This is a genomic window from Legionella sp. 39-23, from assembly GCF_001897665.1.
Taxonomy (GTDB): Bacteria; Pseudomonadota; Gammaproteobacteria; order Legionellales; family Legionellaceae; genus Legionella; species Legionella steelei.
The window spans coordinates 173,065-189,143 of the sequence record NZ_MKTO01000009.1; the positions used below are offsets into that span (position 1 = coordinate 173,065).

Sequence of the window (16,079 nt, forward strand, 5' to 3'; positions counted from 1 at the left end):
ACTATAATCAGATCTAGGTGATATAGAATTTGGAACAGAAATGTTATCCCTAGATGTAGTAACCGTTATTGATAATATTAGTGAAAAAATTGAAACAAATAATTTTGAGTCATTAACGTTTGAAGATATAAAAAATGCATGCTTTATGGTGATGGGACATATAGAGCAGCTGAAAACCAACACCATATTTCCTACGGCAGATAACATCAAGGAAAAGGAACTGCTCGCATATAAACGCACGGTCATGCATTTAGTGGAGTGGCAAGCACGATTTATTGAAATGAAGAAAAACAATGTACTAGGGAATTACATTGCTGATTTAAATTTTTTGCGAGAAATGATTCATTCAATACCTGAAGTATTAGGCGAGGTTTATAAAGAAAAAATAGAAAAAATTAACTTGTGCATTTCCAATATGCTTGTCTATATCAATAAATTGAAAGCCAAATTACTTGAAGCAAATTGCTTTGATGTTGCTTTAACAGCACATACACAATGTACTCAAGAGGTTACTTTTTTATATTCTAAATTACTCGAAATACATCATACTGCAAAAATGCGTTACTCCGTAGTCATTAAAGGATATTTTGAAGCGATTCAGGAAACTTTTGATTTTTATTTAAAAGAGATTACCTACTTCCGTAACCTTGAGATTACCAATGCCAAGTGTTTAAGCTACTGTGTGATCAATTATCTCCCTAAAAATGTTCGACACTGAATCACAGCAGGCTTTCTCTACTTCATTTTCCCATCATTCTTATTGTCTAAAAAGCCTATTTTAATTTTCATCACCTCAATATGCTCAAAAAATACTATAATTAGTTAAAATATGGGCAAGGTGTTTGGCAATGGGACGCATTCATATATCACCAGAAGAACGTTTAAAACGGATAATGGGTAATCCCAGCGATGCAATTTTAAAACAAGGTGATTTGTCTGATGCTACTTATCCGCTTTTAGTGTCTTATTTAGAATGGCTTAGAAGACTTAATGGGGTCCACAATAAAAACGATGTGATTCGTCAAAATGAACAGATTTTCAATGAGTTTATTCATTTGTGTGAACATAATCTACTTTTTTTTCTTACAGTCACAGGCCGCTTTGATGTAATCCGCAAACTTTTTACAGACAAGGGTTTATTAACAAAAGAAATGGTGATGCTTTTTGAGATAGAAAAAGAGCAGGCTAAGGCTACAGCAGCACATCTCCAAAATGCTGTGTTCGTACCTAGAAAAAAAGAGTCATCAATCCTACAACAAGCTGAAGAACTTAAACCACATCGTCCTCCTTTATCTGAATGGGAAAAATCGCTTTTTGGCTTAAAAAATATGGATTTGTATCAGTATTATGAGGCTGAGATAAAACGAATTACCCATGTACATCATATGAAGCACATTAAATTATTAGATGATACTTATGATGAGCATATGATGCTGATGCGAAAGGCATTGGAGGTGATCATTCAAGATGAACATATTAGTGAAGAAAAAAAACAAAAAGCAATCGCAATTTATCAAAGCTTATTAGTAAAAAAAGAAGAAATGGAGGCCGAAGTAAATGCGCTTGTCCCTTTAGGGGAAAGACAATCTGGTCTAGAGCCACTCGATATAGAGATCCTTGAAAAGCAATGCCAAATTAAAGAAGACAAACTTAAAGAAGCTCTGGAAGTTCTTGATGGTTTTTTTGAGGAAATACGCCATGAGTCGCCACAAGTGCAAATGATTTATGAGGAGCACCTAGAGAACATCAGCAATTTTAAAAAGGAAAGCCAAGTAATCCACATCCAGTGGGAACAGGAGATGCAAACGCTGTCTGCTCATTATGAAAATGCCCGTGTGCACGCCTTAGACGACCTGGGTATCAGTTTGGACTTAATCATCGAGGAGTTGCAAAAATGCCCTGTCGACGAGTTAGAGCGAGAGCAGGTTGAGCGGTTAGATGCTGGCGTAATTCAATTAAAGAAGTATAAAGAGGAACTTAAAAAAGCAGAAAGTCATGAAGACATTCAGCTTTTATTAAGTAAGTGCAATAAAGAGTTAGAAATAATAGCGAGTATTGTGCAATCTGTATTACCCGAAGAGGTAAAAAAACGTTTTGAAGTTCATGTGAATTTAATGAAACAAATGAGTATGGCACCGCCCAAAGATGGTGAGGGTTTGACGTCAACTATAGACAGATCCTCGTTAAATCAAGAGTCGCTCGATAGAGATTCTTTAACCGCTGCTCCAAATCCTATGAATGCTGTGTCTGAAAAACTAGAAACGCAAGTGGAGCCCCACACATCTGATGTGGTGCTTACGCATATGGCAATTCATCAGGTTGTTTCTTTGTCTGACAGGGACGAAATGGAGCTGGAAACTCATAGGCCTGATGTTAAGTCAGTAGGCATGGAAATGCCCGCCGATGGGGAGCTGCCGCAAGCTGCCCCTTTGCCTGAGAAGGGAGGAATGGAGGTGGAAACCCATAAACCTGATGTTGAAGCTGTAGAAATGGAAATGCCCCCAACCATTATTCCCGATGGAGAGCTTCCGCAAGCTGTTCCTTTGTTTGAGAAGAGAGGAGTTGAATTGGAGTCTCGCGTACCGGTTGTTGCGCATGGAGGTATGGAGATGTCAAAACCTATAATTTCTAATGGTGAGTATCCTCCTGTGACTTCTTTGTTTGAAGAACAACAAAGAGTTGAGACGAAGTTAAGTGTCTCAGAGCGTGAAATTGATATAAGAGAACATCAACCAATCGATGATGAGGAAAATTCACAAAATGCACACCGATATCGATTTTTTATGAACACTATCAGAGATGGGACTGCGCTTATCGAGTTTGATCCTGAAAAACAGCGTAATTATGAATCAGCGCTTAAAGAATTATCCAGTATTTTAAGTGACCTTCAAGAAGAGGTCGAGCCAGAAGTTTCAGCAAAAATAAAAGAAATTGAAGGACTAATCAAGGGCGCAAAATTGATAGGGTTTAATAAAGCGAATCCGATTCATATTCAAAAAATTTGTGAGGCTTGTGATTTAGGGATTGAGTATGAGCCTTTGAATCATGTAAAAAACAGTCTTTCCTCAATGATTCAACTCAAAACTAATTCCCAAAATAGTGTTGGAATGTAAGACGTTTTGTATAACAATTGATTATCTATATCTCATCATGCCTCTTTTTTGGTATAATATGGCCAATTTTTCATAAAAGGGAGAAAAAAATGCCGTCACCACAAGAAGTAGCATTATGGCAAGCTGTGACTGAAAAAAAATATGACAAAGTACAAACACTGATTAAGGACCATCCTGAGTTGGTGAATGCTGAGAATGACAAAGGAAGGACACTTCTCATCCGCGTTGTTCTTGCTCTTGTTCCACCATTAGATTTGATTCGCTTTATTGCACAACACCCTGATCTTCGCTTTGAAACTCAAAGTCCTCATGCGACTCAAACGACTATGGGAGCAATTTTATCTACAGGACGGCCCGATATTCTAGAAATCTTTGCAAAAGATCCACGCATTATTTTTGATGGAGATAAATTAGCATACGTCACGTCCAAGAAATATGTGGAAAGCGCGACAGAAGGCAAAAAAGAAAATTACACAAAAATGTTTAACATTATACGTGATACTACAATACGTCATGCAATGAAGACGGATAACGATGCGTTACTCGAGCAATTAGCGACTGCAGGAGATAACCTGTCTCAAGCATTAAGTGATGGAACACTTCCTGTGCGTCTCATTACTAAAGAGAGTCCTGCGCCTAAAGCGAAATTATGGTTTCAATCGCAAATCGGTAAAAATGGCGCGAGTGCGGCGAAGTATGCTGGGTCGTTTCTTGGTAACATGCAAGACATGCAACAAACCAAAGAAAAAATGGATGAGGCGACTCAAGATAAGTTGCAGGCTGAAAAGAGTTTATTTGATAAGGCTTATGATGGCACTCTTGCCATTATGGGAAGGGTGGGAAGCTCTATGGGTTTCAGCAGTTAATTCATTGAAATAACACGCACGGGACGCATAGGTTCACAAAGGTGAGCCATTAACTTAATGGCTCCATACTACCATTAAGTATCATTTCCCCTTCTCTACATAGAAGAGAAGGTGCCCGTTAGGGCGGATGAAGGGGCATCCCAGCCCCTCCAGGAGAGTGTTTTAATTATTTAATTTTCTTTATAAAAGCGAAGGGATCATTATACCGTGTGGTATCAACGTGATGTGGAAGGTTTAATCCTGCATTTATATGTTCAGCCAGGTGCCAAAAAAACAGAAATTGTCGGCATTCATGAGGGGGAGCTTAAAATCCGCTTAAATACGCCGCCAATTGAAGGTCGTGCTAATAAAGCACTATTGCAGTATGTTGCGCAGATTTTTAAAGTACCAGTAAGGCAAGTAATATTAAAGCGTGGAGAGAAATCCAGGCATAAAACCCTTACGGTTATAGGCACTGTAATAGAGCCTAATGATTTGCTTTGAATGATAGCGTAAATTTTGCGATAGTAACTATACTAATAATTAAATCCTTACTCTTATGAGAATCGAACAATTTTCTATCACCTTTCATACCCAAGGTCGAGGATCGCAGGATATTACTGCTGAAGTAAAATCTTTTCTTGCAAAAGCTACAATAAAACAGGGTTTATGCCATTTATTTCTCAAGCATACCAGTGCTTCTTTGATGCTTTGTGAAAATTATGATCCTCAAGTTCGTAGGGATCTGGAGCATTTTTTAATCCGTTTAGTTCCAGATGGCGATCCTCTTTTCAAACACATCATTGAAGGTAAAGATGATATGCCCGCTCACATCCGTACCATATTAACGCAAAGCAGTTTAACTATCCCCATACAAAATGGGGAATTGGCTTTGGGGACATGGCAGGGGATTTATCTATATGAGCATCGATACAAACCTCAAGAACGCTATTTGCTTATTACTGCTGTAGGAGACTAATCGAAGTAGATCACTAAATTTAGTGATCTCTGCTTCGTTTTTGTTACTATATGTCTTTTTTAATAGGAAAAAATATGAGCTCACTACCTCAATGCCCTAAATGTAATTCAGAATATACTTATGAAGATGGGAATCAATTGATTTGTCCAGAATGTTCCTATGAGTGGGCAAAAGATGAAGTGGGGGAGCAGATACAACATGATCAACGTATTATCAAAGATGCGCATGGGCAAATCCTCCAAGATGGAGATACAGTCACAGTCATTAAAGATTTAAAAATAAAGGGCTCGTCACAAGTTGTAAAAGTTGGCACTAAAGTAAAAAACATTCGCTTGGTCGAAGGTGATCATGATATTGATTGTAAAATTGAAGGGATTGGTGCTATGAAATTAAAATCTCAATTTGTTAAAAAAGGATAGACGCGATGTCCAAACCACTACACATTACTTTTTTATTTTATGACGGAATGACTGCTCTGGATGCCATTGGTCCTTATGAAGTGCTCAGCCGTTTGCCAGAAGTAGTGGTGCAAAGAGTGGGCTTAAATCATGGACCGATACGCACTTGTTCCGGACTTACTTTGATTGCAGAGCATGCATTAACTGATATTGCGCATACGGATGTTTTATTGATTCCGGGAGCAGGTAACGCAACTGCTTTACGCGACTGTCCTGAAATTCTCACATGGATTAAAAAAATTCATGAGCATTCCTTATGGACTACTTCAGTGTGTACTGGGAGTTTGATTCTAGGGGCTGCAGGGGTTTTATCAGGAGTTAAGGCAACAACCCATTGGGCTGTCATGAATCGGCTGAGTCATTGGGGAGCTATACCCACTTCCAAACGATTTGTAGAAGATGGAAAAATTATGACTGCCGCTGGAGTGTCTGCAGGCATTGATATGGCGCTCTATCTTGCTGCGAAACTTACCAATGAAAACGTAGCGCAAAGTTTACAACTTGGTTTGGAGTATGATCCTGAGCCACCTTTTAATTCAGGATCACCAGATAAAGCACCAGAGGAACTGGTGCAGTCACTGCGTATACGTTTAAAAAACAGATTTGAAGTGGAATAACTAGGGTAATACATAGATTATCAAAGCAATTAGTCCGGCAATGGCAATGATTGGATGAATAAGGACTACTACTTTAGGAGCTGGTTTGCCTTTTTTAGCCAGAGAAACTAAGGTTAATCCACCTAATGCAGCAATAATTAAGATGATTAAACTTACTTTAAGAATGAAAGCCTCTCCTGTCATAAACGCAAGCATATAAACGATTATTATGATTAACCCTAATGCTGCAAAAACGCCATGGAGTGTTTTCACAACTTGATTAACAGGCCTGTTCTGCAGTATTGCTGTTAAAAGAAAGAGACCCCCGAGTGCTACAGCAAGGAATAAAACGATTGCAAGTATTAACATATAACATAACCTCCTGTTTAAAAAATTGTAAGCTATAAAAAATCATCACTCTTCATAACATTGTAGCCTGGGTGCAGCGAAGCGAAACCCGGGGATTTCCGAATCAGTTTTCCCGGGTTTCGCTTCGCTGCACCCAGGATACAAAATAATTTACTCTGGTGTTACATAATTTTGTTTTGATTTTGGAGGATTTAAAAGCTCGTTTTCTAGCTCATCTCCCAAAGTATCTTTTTTCATTGAAGGAGAAAAATTGATGGTTGAACCAGGATTTTTCAAAGCCTCCGTTAAACTGATGAATTTATACCCATTCTTTTGATACATTTCCAAAATATCGCCTAATACATAACTATTGAGCAGGTTTGCATGAATTAATAATATTTGTTTTTTACCTTTGCCTTCTCTCTCTGCTCTTAATGTTTGTTTCCATATATATGCCAGATAGCGTGGCTTGATTTTTTGAATATAATTCACACGTGAGCGAAACGGGACTTTATAAAGCATTTCATTAAAGTCAAAATCTTTAGTATCAATGGTTACTGGGGCAATTGTGTAATGATGTTCTTTAAGATAATCATACACTTTTTGTTTTTTGGATTTATTGCCTTCTGCTAGATAGGGGTAACGGAAATATTTGGGGGTGGTCATTATTGGGGTAAGAATTTTATCGGCGCGATCAATATCAGCAATGTATTTTTCAGCACTAATTCGGTCGAGATCGTAATGCGAATAAGTGTGATTGCCTAGCATAAAGCCTGCCTTACGAAATTGCTCAAGAAAGTCCCATTGCCCTTTCTCTATTGCTCCTGCAATTACAAAACCGATAACTGGAACTTGATATTTTTGGAATGTCTGTACAATTTGCGTAAAGCGTTCTGTGGAGCGTTGTCTATTTCCTGGATTATTCATTCTTGAGGCAACTAGAGGTAAATCATCCATCGTAATCGCAATTTCTTTTTCGTCAGCAAAACAAACAGAAGATAACAAGGCAATAAAAAGAAAGAGTACTTTAAGCATCGATATTCCTTATCAAGTTCGAATAACATGGATGGTATCATAATTTGATGAATACATTAAAAAAAGATTGTCTATCGCACTCTTTACGTAAACGTATGTCTTGTTCAAAGTTTTTGATGGTCTTTTAGGAAAAATTTTTACACTGATAGACATGAAGCGCATATTCCTTGTGCCTAAAAGGGTATGTAGGAGTAGGTATTTTTTGACATTGATCAAAATGTTTTTCCAAACAACTTAGTCGGTCATATCGATCAATGTAGAATGCTTCTTTTAATGTTTTATCGGTAATTTTTTTATTAATGTCGCTACCCCATAAAGCATATTGATTTTCTGCAGTGCCACAACCTAAAGTATAAATAGTTGGTTTATTGTGGAGGAAAAAAAGCATACGAGCCTCAAACCAACCTGAAGTAAGAATTGTGTTCGGCAACTGAGGGTATGCAGCATTAAATCTCTGAATTAAATGATAGAAAACAAGTTTCTTTGATTTAATAAAATTAAATTTAGACGTGTTATCAATTAAAACGAAAAGACTAATGAATGCATAGAAAGCAATCAGGCCTATTGCTATTTTTCGATAATGAGTTGTTGTGACGTAATAGCCTAATAAAAGTGCGCTGCTAATTAAATAAGGCGTAAGCCAAAACTCCCTAATCTCTGCTTTACTTGCGGTATATAAGTAAAAGCAGAGGAACGTAAAACAAACAGTACGACATAATCTCACAATTAATGCTTTTTTCTCATCCAACTCTTTATTGCATACTAAAAAAGGGGGGAGCAGCATGATATTCAATGCAGGAACAAAGGAGTTAAAAAATGTTTTAAGCGCATGAAAAAAAGGGGAGACTGCTTGGTTGAGTTTATGGGTGGTTAACTGGTAAATAAATGATTGCCAGTGATTTTGATAATTCCAAACGATGACTGGGCTAAAAATAATAATGGCGAGAAGAATTGCAAAATAAAAATGTTTTGTTTTAAAAATTGAGCGATAGGTAGTAGAAATTAAAAAAATAAGTAGCGCAAGAATTAAAACGATGCCTGTGTATTTGGATAGCATCATCAATCCGGCACTAATCCCTATACAATAGAGATCTTTTGTTTTATTTGTTTGGATAAATTTTATAGTGTAATAGAGGGTAAGTGCCCAAAATAAAGTAAGTGGTGTGTCGTAGGTGGTTTGTTTCAGAATATCCAGAGTGACAAGCGGAGAAAACAACCATACAAGCATCGCAATACAGCTTGCTTCATAGGATAAAAAAAATCGGGCGCATTTATAAATAATTGCACTAGTGAATGCGGTTACAATAATGCCCACAAAACTCAACGCGAAGAGGCTATTGCCGAATAATGAAGTTGACAGTCTAATAAAATAAGCAATCATGGGGGAGCCGTCATAATAGGATAATGCGAGGTGTCGACTCCAATCCCAATAATAATAAGTATCAAGTGATAATATGTTAATCGGGGCTAGCAACAGTAAAATCACAAAATAGAGGATGAGGTAAGGATAGACACTTTGCCAATTAAAGAAGTCCCATGAGCTTACTTTGCTGTTGCGCATATCAGACGTATATCCTTTCCTTTGAGTATTGGGAGCACTGTGTTTTAATCATGAACCGTTTTACCTTTTAATTACTAGGAACAAGTTTTTCGGCCCATATGTGTCGAGAATAAGCATAGTAATTCAAAAGAGACATTAAACCTATGCCAGTACCCATGATTATATTTTCTCGCAATGCGCCACCACCAAAGCAAAGCACACCAAACCGTAGCCAATAACTTTGCATGTTAATTATAAATATTGAATAAATGGTGAAAATGAGCAAACGTTTTGTTTTTAAAGGCCAAGATGTTTTATTTTTGTCACTAAACGTAATTTTATTATTCAGAATGAAATTGTTAATGATTGCCGCACACACTGCAATTTGCGAGGCATCAAAAGGGGTAAAGTGAAAATATTTACGCAGTGTATTATAGGTTATAAACTGTACAGCAATACCCAAGGAGCCAACAAAGCACATTTTTAAATAGCGTTTGACTTCATGATAGCGCAAAGTAAAAACGACTCGTAATGAATCGATAATACTGTTTTTAGGCAACTTGCTGTATCCTTCATTTCGATCAATAAAATCAATAGGATATTCACGAATTTTTGCTTTGTTTTTATGCAAAAGCCACAACAATTGCATTTTATATGCATAATTATTCGTGAGAAATCGATGCGGTAGAATTTTTAAAAGCTGTTGTCGGCGAGTAGCACGAAAACCGCTAGTAAAATCCTTATACTTAGGAGTAAGTACTGCACGTGCAACATAATTACCCAAGACAGAGAACAATTTGCGATGTAATGCCCAATCGTTTGGAATACTACCGCCATCTACATAACGGCTTCCCAACACACAATCACAGGTTTGCAGCATATCCAAGATAGGTCGAATATACTTGGGTTGATGGGACAGATCGGCATCAAATTCAAAAATAATATCGGCATTTAAAGAGGTCAACGCATAATTCATAGCTTGCAAATAAGCAGAGCCAAGCCCCGATTTTTGGGGTTCATTACATAAATGTAAGTTGGGGTGGTTATTTTGTAATGAAGCAACGATTTGTTGTGTGTTATCTGTAGAGGCGCTATCAAAAATTAAAATATGTACTTCATATTGGTCTGTTGGTTCTACTGATGCAAAAACTTGCTCTATTGTCGTTTGAATGACTGACGCTTCATTATATGTCGGAATGATAATGACTACGTTCTCTTTTTTTGATGAGTTTTTTTCATCGAAATCAGAGGAATTATTTGCATCAAGAATCAACTTTATGTCTCGGACTTGTGGATATTTGGGCAATGAGTGTATCAATTAGTTTTTAGAAAAAAAAGGGGTGTTTCGGTTCTTAAATCCAGAAAAAGCAATTGAAAACTGTTGTGCACGCGATGCCTCAATCGCTTTTTTTAGGTTAAATCATTGATCTGCTCTTGGCTTTCGCGCATTTTCTCCATTTTTAACAGTTTTTTTGCAGAAACTTAACACTATTGTTTTAATCTGTTTTTGATACTCATAGTACAATGGAACAAGTCATCTCAATTCATCCGAATGAGTTTTTTTATGGGAAAAACAAAAATTAGTCTCATAAAACATACTTTTTTTAATCATTCCTTTAAAAAAACTGATTTTTCTTTTAAAGAAGAAGAGTTTAGTTTAGATCAATTAAATTATGAGTTTTCATCTTTATATCAAGTGCTTCTCTCGAATAAAACCCATTGGAGTGAAGAGAATGCTGCAGTTCTTTGTTTATACTCTTTATGTGATTTACTGATTTCCTATTATCAATTGGATTATGTTGGTTCTGATTTGGAACAATTAAAACAACGGCGCAAAGAACTGAAAAATCTTTATAAAATCGATCTTGCTCAGAAAAAGCAAAAATCGAGTGATAATTTCCCAGAGTTCATAATGGGGGGAATAAGGACGGGTCTGTCCTCATTACAGAGTATTTCTAAGCTGCGCAAATATATAGGCAATATCAATACGGTACGCTCCCAATTCTCTTATAGCCGTGGTTTTGCAAATTACGCAATTGTTTATCTGCAAAAAAGCGCTATTTCTGAATTAATCAAAGAGGTTAATAAAGCGCTTGGAAATCAATACAGTTTTGTTGAAGGAGTTTATTTTTTAGATAAATCACGTGAGGCCATCACTGATATAGGTATTGCCCTCTATGCATTGCGTTTTCTTATTCATTTTATTCTTTTGATGAAACATATTATTGAGTCTGCAATAAACGATGAATTATCAACAAAGAAAGTACTGAAACAAGAAATGGAAAAACGTGGATTTACTATGGCGAGCGATTTAGTTTGGGCGGTAGTAGGGTTACTCACGACGTATAATAAAGTTTTTCACATTGCTGAATCAGCTTCTTCAGTCATCGTCATTGCATTTCTGATTTTTGATGCACTTTTGTTTTTAGCTCAATGGTTTTTTGAAGCGAATCGATATCAGAATCGTTTGCAGACATTGCAGCGTCAGTTAAAAGATGCGACTACGCTGGAACATGCGGTGATTCAACGACAAATTGATGTATTAAATGATGAATGGGAGGCTCAATGCACCTATTTTACAATCAACATTGTCGCAGCAAATCTAATCGCCACCAGTTTTGCAATCAGTTTATTATGCACGGGACCACTGGCTTTGGCTGGGCTTGCTTTGCTTAGTTTGCTGGGTAATGCCTTGTATAATACTGCAGAAGAGTATAAAAAATACCAAAAATCTGCGATAGCAGTACGCCGAGAATTGACAAATGGTACGATTTTAGATGACGAGCATCATCGTCAACTCTTAAGCGTACTCAATGAAAAATGTGATAAAAGCTATCAAGACTTTTGGAAAAGCTTGGCATTTAATGTTGGAGGTATCGCATTCATCATTACTGCAGCTGTAGCATCTTGGCCAGTTGCTCTGGGTTTAACCTGTATCTATGTGGGCTATCGATTATACGATATGTATCAAAAACAGCTTACCGCTAAAAATGATACATCTGAAGATATTTATCGTCTTTTAGAGCCGGACGAATCTGCAAGAACCACTGTGCAATTTGCTTAGGCTCAGGTTCTATTTCACTATGCTGGCCAAACTGCTCTGTTATCTCGAGTTCTCCCATATCGTGGCTGGGCTGGGTTGTTAAGCCCAGCCTTACGCTTACTTATGCTTGCGAAATGTAACTGCCTTTAATAATCACACCATTACCGCAATACCTACATTAATATAATGTTTAAAATTGCCCAAATAATTGTGTAACTGTTGTCCACCGCTGAGATTTAATATGGTATTGGGAAAAACAAGAAAGGAAATTCCCCCATCAAAATTATAGCCAGAACCTTGGGTCGCGCTAATTTTACTTTGGCCGTATAGTTCTACATAAAGAGAAATCTTTTCAGTAGGTGAGAAACCTAAAGAAATATCAGGGTTAATCGTGTTGAAGTAATGGCCTCCAGTAATCCTTGGATCACTGAGTCTACTCAAACCAAGCTGTGCAGTAATACTGAGCTGATTTATTTCATAATATGCAATTCCATTGAACGTTACTCCCCAGTGATTACTGCCATAAGCAAAACTTCCAGTTGGGGTATTAGCAATCCCTTGGAGCGCAAAAACCCAATTATTTTTGTAGTTGATGGTGTGTTTTAGGCCAAAGCGATTATCCGTAGCACCTGATTTAGGAATACTTTTTTGGTCAATATAGTTGGATGGGAATACAAAAAATTCATTATTTGATGGTAAACCAATACGCAGATCTGTATTCGGAAAGTTTTGTTGGGCACCGGCATGCTCGGGTAACTGCTGATTAATGTAATTTAATTCAACAAATGCCTTTTTAAAGGGGACGGAGCATGGGCTATTTACATTACTGGGAGAATTGATAAGGGTTAATAAATCAGAGCAAATATCATTATCGGCAATGGCCGGGTATGGGATTGAAGCAAGAGTGCAAAGAAAAATTTTAATTAATGTATTTTTCAAAACCAATCGACTCCATTAAATAGGCAATAAAAATTATTTTGTGCCTCCAAATATTATAAAAATACCATCTAGACTATGAATATAAAAATTATAATTTTAAGGAATAAATTATGGCTGTTACAACAGGATTATCTGGAAATGAAATATATTGTTTACAGCTTAAAAATTACTCACCAGGAACCATAGTTGTTGGCAATAGTGTTCATTCTTTGGGGATCATCGGCAGTGTGGGGTCTGGTTTTAAAGCGATATTAGGTGGTGAGTTAACTCAGATTACATCGCTTATAGAGGAAGGTAGAGAAACAGCATATAAACGCATGCTAGAAGAGGCTGTAAGCAAAGATGCAACAGGGATTACTGGTGTCACCAGTCAATTAATTGTCCATGGAGCCAATATTGAGTTTTTATCAATAGGTTCGGTGATTTATGCAGACAGTGGAGCGGATAAAAACAAGTTTTCGACTTCAGCAGATGGTCAGGAATTATATGCTCAGCTTGATGCAGGGTACAAACCGATTTGTTTTGCTTTTGGCAATGTTGCCTATTCCATGGGATTAGGTCGGGGGATAATCGGTAGTTTAAAAACGTTAGCACGTGGTGAAATCAAAGAATACTCTGATATTTTTAATAAAACTAGACACTTAGCATTAAGTCGTATTATTGCTCATGCGAGACAATATAAAGCAAATGCTGTCCTTGGTATTAAGACTACTGTTCTACCTTTTGGTGGTGTCAATGAAATGCTTATGATAGGGACTGCTTCTCAGAATTCACAGTTAATCACGGATACAGATAATGATGTAGTAACTAGCGACATGACTAATATTGAAATGTGGAATATGGCTCGTTTAGGTTATGCACCTATGAAGTTGCTTTTGGGCACATCAGTTTATTCTCTAGGGTTAGTCGGTGGGATTACTTCGGCAATTAAAGCATTTGTGCGCGGGGAAATTAATGAGCTGACACGACTGATTTATAATGCGCGCGAGAATGCATTGGCAATTATCAATGAAGAAGCGCAGTCCATAGGGGCGGATGATGTAGTAGGAGTCAAAACTTATGTATATCAATTGGGCAATGGCTTAATTGAGTTTCTTGCCATAGGTACCGCCGTCAAAAAAACGAATCGCACCAAAACTGAATCAGAACAATTACCCCCTCAAGCAATCATTGTCGATAAAGATACTTTTTATGATTCGACCAATGCAGACAGTATGAATGTTAATGTGAACAGCGGCTCAAAGCCCATTAATAGAGGGAACTTATCTGTATTAGTTCCTTTTTTAATCATCATAATTTTTATATTTTTTCAATTTTTTATTAGGCATTTAACCTGATTTTTAGATAGCTTCCCCCTTCAACTCTCGATTTTAAGGAGCAATAAAAGGGCTATGCAACTGAGAATAAAGACGATACTGCGGCGAGCTTAGCAAGGCTGCTTCCGCAGCGTGATAGGGACTATATGGTGTTTTAGCTCATTGTTCTAACATCTTTGGGAATTATGAGCTATTATTCAAACACCTCTAATAAGATAAGGAAATAAATCATGGCACAAGATTCTATGGGACAATTTTGTTGGAATGAATTAGCTACTGCGGATGTGAAGAAAGCGAAAGAGTTTTATAGCAAAGTATTAGGCTGGCAATTTAAAGAAATATTTGCTGACGAAACGATGACCTATACGCTCATACAAACGAACGATAAAGACGTTGGCGGTATGTGGCAAATCCCTACAAATCAACAAAAAGAAATACCACCACATTGGATGGCGTACATTCTGGTGAATAATGTTGCAGAAACTTTGGCAAAAGCAAAGCAAAACGGGGCTCAAGAGGTTAAAGGGGTGACTCAAGTCGGTGAAATGGGGCTTTTTGCAATTATTCAAGACCCTACAGGTGCTCACATTGCATTTTGGGAAACCAGTAAGTAAATTATTTATTGTCGCCTGGGTTATGGCTTCGCCTTCACCCAGGCGACACATCTTAATATTTCACCCAATCTTGCTCGGGGGAATTTTGCATAGGCAACAGTTCGTACGTTTTAAAAATATCCCCATCTCGCGATAAAAGAATCGCAATCGCCCTGGTTTGTTCGAAATGAGCAAAGATAATCATCATCATCACGGTAATTGGCACGGAGAGAAACATGCCTAATATTCCCCAGATTGCGCCCCAAACTGCTAAGGCCACTAAGATGACTAAGGGACTTAAATTCAACGAATTGCTTAAGAAACGTGGTTCAATCAAATTCCCTACAATAAACTGAACAGCTCCTAAACCTATGATGACTTCCGTAAAAGGAATCCACCCGGTAAATTGTACAATTGCCAGCGAAGCTGGAAACGCAATAGCAATAATTGCACCGATATTGGGAATAAAATTGAGGAAGAAAATCAGCAGCGCCCAAAATTCCGCGAAATCTAAGCCAACCCACTTCATAATAATCCAGCTGGAAATGGCGGTAAAAATACTCAAAATGGATTTTAACCCCAGGTAAGTCTGAGTGTCATTGACGATGTGGTTAATGATGTTGTTAATCAAAAGTCGTCCTTCCAATGAGGGAAACAAGGCATCAATTTTTTTAAAGAAAAAATGCTGCTCAACGAACAAAAACGCTACATATAATAAGATGAGTACGGTTGAACTTGCTAAAGTAGTGAATACTCCATAAACATTAACAATAATTGTTTGAAAATTCAGGCTTTTTATCATGCTAGTAATGCTTGCCAAAAGTTCAATATGAAATTTTCTATCGATATCATTAGAAATTTTTAATAAATTTTCTTGATAACGACTTGAGGCGGCGATGACATTATTCACATTATTCGTAATGATATTAATCAAAACGAAAATAAACACCGCAACTATGGTGAACGCGACAATCATACTGAGCCAATTAGGCAGAAGCGGGCCTAATTTGGGTATTCGCTGAATGATATTGCTTATGGTATTAAGCAGGTACCAAATAAAAATCGCGATTACAATAGGAATCAGAACATGGCTGCCAACAATGAGGAAGTAGCCTACTATCCATAGGACAATTAATCCGGATGTAAAAAGAACGATGCGGCTCATGGGCTCACTCCTGAAAAATGAGTTGGCTGAGCAGAGTGGGGTTTATTTCAAATACATCTTGCATAAGACAATTCCTTTTGAAATTTTTTAATTCATTAATATTAGCACT

General features: G+C 37.2%; 16 protein-coding genes. 10 read left to right on the plus strand and 6 right to left on the minus strand.

Going from position 1 to position 16,079, the window contains the following annotated elements; genetic code table 11:
- Positions 1-40 precede the first annotated feature (40 nt).
- From BGO44_RS05185 to BGO44_RS05215, 7 genes are all read left to right on the plus strand, one after another.
- Positions 41-718: a hypothetical protein gene (locus tag BGO44_RS05185; RefSeq protein ID WP_273201586.1), complete on the plus strand. Its 678-nt coding sequence runs from the start codon at positions 41-43 to the stop codon at positions 716-718.
- A 130-nt stretch (positions 719-848) separates the two neighbouring features.
- Positions 849-3,113: a hypothetical protein gene (locus BGO44_RS05190; protein ID WP_273201584.1), complete on the plus strand. Its 2,265-nt coding sequence runs from the start codon at positions 849-851 to the stop codon at positions 3,111-3,113.
- Positions 3,114-3,202: 89 nt separating this feature from the next.
- Positions 3,203-3,979, plus strand: a complete 777-nt coding sequence (locus tag BGO44_RS05195) for a hypothetical protein (protein ID WP_058512075.1) — start codon at positions 3,203-3,205, stop codon at positions 3,977-3,979.
- Between the two features lie 207 nt (positions 3,980-4,186).
- Positions 4,187-4,462 (plus strand): DUF167 domain-containing protein, encoded by a 276-nt coding sequence (locus BGO44_RS05200; RefSeq protein WP_273201581.1) that lies wholly within the window; start codon positions 4,187-4,189, stop codon positions 4,460-4,462.
- 55 nt (positions 4,463-4,517) lie between these two features.
- Entirely contained in the window at positions 4,518-4,937 is a 420-nt protein-coding gene (locus tag BGO44_RS05205; protein WP_058512077.1) for a secondary thiamine-phosphate synthase enzyme YjbQ, read from the plus strand.
- Positions 4,938-5,011: 74 nt separating this feature from the next.
- The gene (locus BGO44_RS05210) at positions 5,012-5,356 is read left to right on the plus strand and encodes a zinc ribbon domain-containing protein YjdM (protein WP_273201579.1); all 345 of its coding nucleotides are present in this window, start codon (positions 5,012-5,014) and stop codon (positions 5,354-5,356) included.
- A 5-nt stretch (positions 5,357-5,361) separates the two neighbouring features.
- Entirely contained in the window at positions 5,362-6,012 is a 651-nt protein-coding gene (locus BGO44_RS05215) for a DJ-1/PfpI family protein (RefSeq protein ID WP_273201577.1), read from the plus strand.
- Here BGO44_RS05215 and BGO44_RS05220 read toward each other — a convergent pair whose 3' ends face one another.
- The 4 genes from BGO44_RS05220 to BGO44_RS05235 all read right to left on the minus strand — a co-directional run bounded on the left by BGO44_RS05220 (position 6,013) and on the right by BGO44_RS05235 (position 10,187).
- Positions 6,013-6,360 carry a hypothetical protein gene (locus BGO44_RS05220; protein ID WP_058512080.1) on the minus strand — a complete coding sequence of 116 codons (348 nt, stop codon included), beginning with the start codon at positions 6,358-6,360 and terminating at the stop codon, positions 6,013-6,015.
- Between the two features lie 150 nt (positions 6,361-6,510).
- Positions 6,511-7,374 (minus strand): polysaccharide deacetylase family protein, encoded by an 864-nt coding sequence (locus BGO44_RS05225; protein WP_058512081.1) that lies wholly within the window; start codon positions 7,372-7,374, stop codon positions 6,511-6,513.
- 124 nt (positions 7,375-7,498) lie between these two features.
- A complete protein-coding gene (locus BGO44_RS05230; RefSeq protein ID WP_273198674.1) occupies positions 7,499-8,935 on the minus strand; it encodes a glycosyltransferase family 39 protein in 1,437 nt (478 codons plus the stop codon).
- A 67-nt stretch (positions 8,936-9,002) separates the two neighbouring features.
- Positions 9,003-10,187 carry a glycosyltransferase family 2 protein gene (locus tag BGO44_RS05235; protein WP_273198677.1) on the minus strand — a complete coding sequence of 395 codons (1,185 nt, stop codon included), beginning with the start codon at positions 10,185-10,187 and terminating at the stop codon, positions 9,003-9,005.
- 291 nt (positions 10,188-10,478) lie between these two features.
- Here BGO44_RS05235 and BGO44_RS05240 point away from each other — a divergent pair, with 291 nt between their 5' ends.
- On the plus strand, positions 10,479-11,978 hold the full coding sequence (locus tag BGO44_RS05240; protein WP_273198673.1) for a hypothetical protein: 1,500 nt from the start codon (positions 10,479-10,481) through the stop codon (positions 11,976-11,978).
- A 132-nt stretch (positions 11,979-12,110) separates the two neighbouring features.
- On the opposite strand, the gene BGO44_RS05245 is transcribed toward BGO44_RS05240, so the two are convergent.
- Entirely contained in the window at positions 12,111-12,896 is a 786-nt protein-coding gene (locus BGO44_RS05245; protein ID WP_273198672.1) for a transporter, read from the minus strand.
- 110 nt (positions 12,897-13,006) lie between these two features.
- Between BGO44_RS05245 and BGO44_RS05250 the strand changes: the two genes are divergently transcribed.
- Together BGO44_RS05250 and BGO44_RS05255 are read left to right on the plus strand one after the other, a co-directional pair.
- A complete protein-coding gene (locus BGO44_RS05250) occupies positions 13,007-14,233 on the plus strand; it encodes a heavy metal-binding domain-containing protein (protein WP_058512085.1) in 1,227 nt (408 codons plus the stop codon).
- A gap of 209 nt (positions 14,234-14,442) precedes the next feature.
- Positions 14,443-14,826, plus strand: coding sequence for a VOC family protein (locus tag BGO44_RS05255; protein ID WP_273198671.1), 384 nt, complete (start codon positions 14,443-14,445; stop codon positions 14,824-14,826).
- Positions 14,827-14,878: 52 nt separating this feature from the next.
- Here the strand turns inward: BGO44_RS05255 and BGO44_RS05260 are convergent, their stop codons facing one another.
- Positions 14,879-15,970 (minus strand): AI-2E family transporter, encoded by a 1,092-nt coding sequence (locus BGO44_RS05260; RefSeq protein WP_273198670.1) that lies wholly within the window; start codon positions 15,968-15,970, stop codon positions 14,879-14,881.
- Positions 15,971-16,079: the final 109 nt, after the last annotated feature.

Excerpts from the sequence above, each read along its gene's own strand:
- BGO44_RS05255 (WP_273198671.1), top strand. The coding sequence starts at position 14,443 with ATGGCACAAGATTCTATGGGACAATTTTGTTGGAATGAATTAGCTACT.
- BGO44_RS05210 (WP_273201579.1), top strand. The coding sequence starts at position 5,012 with ATGAGCTCACTACCTCAATGCCCTAAATGTAATTCAGAATATACTTAT.
- BGO44_RS05185 (WP_273201586.1), top strand. The coding sequence starts at position 41 with ATGTTATCCCTAGATGTAGTAACCGTTATTGATAATATTAGTGAAAAA.
- BGO44_RS05260 (WP_273198670.1), bottom strand. The coding sequence starts at position 15,970 with ATGAGCCGCATCGTTCTTTTTACATCCGGATTAATTGTCCTATGGATA.
- BGO44_RS05205 (WP_058512077.1), top strand. The coding sequence starts at position 4,518 with ATGAGAATCGAACAATTTTCTATCACCTTTCATACCCAAGGTCGAGGA.
- BGO44_RS05225 (WP_058512081.1), bottom strand. The coding sequence starts at position 7,374 with ATGCTTAAAGTACTCTTTCTTTTTATTGCCTTGTTATCTTCTGTTTGT.
- BGO44_RS05195 (WP_058512075.1), top strand. The coding sequence starts at position 3,203 with ATGCCGTCACCACAAGAAGTAGCATTATGGCAAGCTGTGACTGAAAAA.
- BGO44_RS05215 (WP_273201577.1), top strand. The coding sequence starts at position 5,362 with ATGTCCAAACCACTACACATTACTTTTTTATTTTATGACGGAATGACT.
- BGO44_RS05220 (WP_058512080.1), bottom strand. The coding sequence starts at position 6,360 with ATGTTAATACTTGCAATCGTTTTATTCCTTGCTGTAGCACTCGGGGGT.
- BGO44_RS05240 (WP_273198673.1), top strand. The coding sequence starts at position 10,479 with ATGGGAAAAACAAAAATTAGTCTCATAAAACATACTTTTTTTAATCAT.
- BGO44_RS05230 (WP_273198674.1), bottom strand. The coding sequence starts at position 8,935 with ATGCGCAACAGCAAAGTAAGCTCATGGGACTTCTTTAATTGGCAAAGT.
- BGO44_RS05250 (WP_058512085.1), top strand. The coding sequence starts at position 13,007 with ATGGCTGTTACAACAGGATTATCTGGAAATGAAATATATTGTTTACAG.
- BGO44_RS05190 (WP_273201584.1), top strand. The coding sequence starts at position 849 with ATGGGACGCATTCATATATCACCAGAAGAACGTTTAAAACGGATAATG.